Annotated in this window: 3 protein-coding genes; all 3 read left to right on the top strand. The window is 47.3% G+C overall.

All coding sequences use genetic code 11. From position 1 onward, the window contains the following. A partial coding sequence (locus PHI12_14775; GenBank protein ID MDD5512050.1) for an FkbM family methyltransferase occupies window positions 1-506 on the top strand: 506 nt, incomplete at its 5' end. 89 nt (window positions 507-595) lie between these two features. Further along, complete coding sequence (locus PHI12_14770; protein MDD5512049.1) at window positions 596-1,030, top strand: type IV pilin N-terminal domain-containing protein; 435 nt, start codon at window positions 596-598, stop codon at window positions 1,028-1,030. Between the two features lie 150 nt (window positions 1,031-1,180). Continuing rightward, on the top strand, window positions 1,181-2,883 hold a 1,703-nt coding region (locus PHI12_14765; protein MDD5512048.1), incomplete at its 3' end, for a carboxypeptidase-like regulatory domain-containing protein.

Below are 2,883 nucleotides of genomic sequence, written 5' to 3'. Positions count from 1 at the left end.
GCGGGTATACCGGAGACTGGGCACAGAGGATATATAGTAGGTATTCGTGTCACATCGACATATATGAGCCCCACCCGATTTTATCCCGCCGCGCAAAAGCTAATTTTGAACCCAACAAAAAAGTGAGAGTGTTTGAAGTCGGACTAAGTGATATCAATGAAATGACAGAGCTATTCGGGAATGATCGCGGGGCATCGTTAGTCAAAGACATATTGCAGGAAGCACACATTGTAAATATTTTTAAGGCATCGGAAATATTTAACCGGCGATACGAATCCGGTATCGACCTGTTGAAACTTAACGTTGAAGGAGCAGAGTACAAAATACTTCCGGACCTGATTGAAAATTACGATATGGGGAAAATAAACGATATCCTCATTCAGTTCCATAGGAACTGCCCCGATTATAATTCGCAGAGGGATAAAATCAGGGCCGGCCTTTCAAAAACCCACAGCCCGGTATTTAATTACGATTACATTTTCGAGCATTGGAAATCAGAAGAATAAGACAAAACGGGCTATGACCGTGCGCCGTTCCTCCACACCTTCGGCAACAAAAGCACGTGAGCCCAATTCACCAAAGGACTGATTACACCATGGAAAACGAAAAAGCAGTAACCCCTATTGTGGGAACAATCATGCTGGTTGCGCTGACCGTAGTCCTTGCCGCTATTGTCGCAGCATTCCTGTTCGGGTTTGCCGGGCAGAGTTTGCAGACAACGCATATCGTATCGGCAACGATGCAGCGTGTTGATACCTCGCACGTATCAATGACATATTATGTCGGGCAGGATGCAGCCGCATTGCTCGGAATGACATTCACCGTTAACGACAAAACAAATATTACCGTAACGACAGGTTCAACATTGGTAACGATATCCGGGAATCAGGTAATGGCAAATTCTGGCGGTACAATACCAATTGGTCTCGGAGTAACAATTCCGGCAACCAATCCGAAAAAGGACCATATTGTTATTACCGGGCTGTTCTCCGATGGCAGCTCCGCGATCATCGCAGAATCAACCCTCTAATCCTTTTTTCCTGCAAAAGTCATAAATACCTTTTGCTTACATTCTTTTCTCTATATGTTCTCCTCATGGAAGTCCCATTTTAAATCCCTCCTCTGCCTGATTGTTCTTACCTGCTTGATTGTTCCGGTATCGGCATCGTGGAGTGATACCATGAACAATGGGGCAGTGGCATATTCTCTTGACAGTCGGTGCAACGGACACGGTGGTTGCGGCAGTATGGGATGGGGACCAATACCCGGATATTCGGATACTTATGGAGGGTATACCCACGACGGGGGGTCATATGCATACGGTCCGGCTCCCGGGTATATCGTCACACCAAATACAACAGGAACATCAAATTATTGGGCATATACGTGTGATATCCCTTACTACGCTACGGGAGTCCCGGGGCTGAATCTTTATAACTCAGCAAGAACTTTATTTGGGGGGACCTACGCAACAAGTTCCATATACCCGTCGGAAGGATCCCTCCATAGGTATGAATCTGTCCGTTCAGGTACAACAATATATACCTATATGGATGGCACATTAAACAAAACTCACGAAAGCGTTCCGGGAACATCGGCATACTCGTTTGGGATGGGATCGGCCGGCTCTATAGATGGGGTGGCTATTTCCGGGTATTATGACGATCCCTCCTTCGGAGACTCCTTCTCCACCACAGCCCTTATATCAGTCATGCCCCATTCATGGTATATCAAATCCGATATGATCGATCCCTCTAATTTTGCCATGATCAACAGTGCCGGGGATCAAGTATACGCAGATCACTTTAATGTTCAATGGTCCCTTGGTGCATATGCCGATGGCTGGCAGGCCACGCAGAATCCCCCGGATACGCGATACAAGATCACCATTGCCGCACCGTCAGGGATGAAAGTATATGACGAATATATCAAGATCTCAGATTACGGCACAGCGGCAGGCATCGTATCCGTCCCGATGAACAACACTTACATCGGGAACCAGCCATTGGAATATGGTCTGTACTGGGTCACGCTCTACGATGGCACCGCAGTAAAATCACAGGATTACTTCTATGTTTTAGGGACCGGTGCAACGGTCACGTGGGGAAGCCCGTCGTACCCGACCGGGAGTACCGCCACAGTATCCTATTCTATCCCATCGTCGTACTACGATACAGCAACGTACAATTACGAGATCAAGATCCTCGATGCATACGGTACCGTGAAGAAAACCCAGACAATCTCAGGATCATCAGGATCGATCTCCTTCACTATGGACAGCAGCACCTATGCCGATGGCATTTACTACGCAGAACTGGTTGCCGTAAAGAAATCCGATAGTTCCGAGATCGTAATGAACTACGGAATAACCGAGATCAATTCATATATCCCGATCTCCGGTTATGTAGTCGATCAAAATAACGCGGCATTGCAGGGTGCATCGGTCAACGTCACGCAGGGAACCTCCACGTTAATCTCAGTAAGCAACGCATCGGGATATTATTCGTCGAGCAACAACTGGTTAAGCGGTTCGCAGATCAATATGACGACCAACCTGTCCGGATACACTAACGATTATGCCGTATTCTCCCCTCTTGCAGCAGATGTGATTTCGCGGAATATAACCCTTGTAAATTTAACCCCGACATATTCCGGTGTTGCAATCGGAGGTGTGGTCAAGGATAATCAGTATTATTCGACAATCCCCGGAGCCACAGTCTACGAACGCGTTAATGGCAGCTCGGCAGCACCCGCGATAACGACTGCAAATGCAGCGGCATATTACCGGTTCGATAATCTGGTTAACGGCACTGTTTACGATGTGTGGAGTAGCAAAGCAGGGTATGCCAATTCAACAATAGAACAGAAACTGGCGGTTGGAGC

It is taken from the genome of Dehalococcoidales bacterium (assembly GCA_028716225.1).
Lineage (GTDB): Bacteria > Chloroflexota > Dehalococcoidia > Dehalococcoidales > UBA5760 > UBA5760.
The sequence above is the reverse complement of the archived record's forward strand: the minus strand, read 5'-3'. Positions and strand labels throughout refer to the sequence as shown.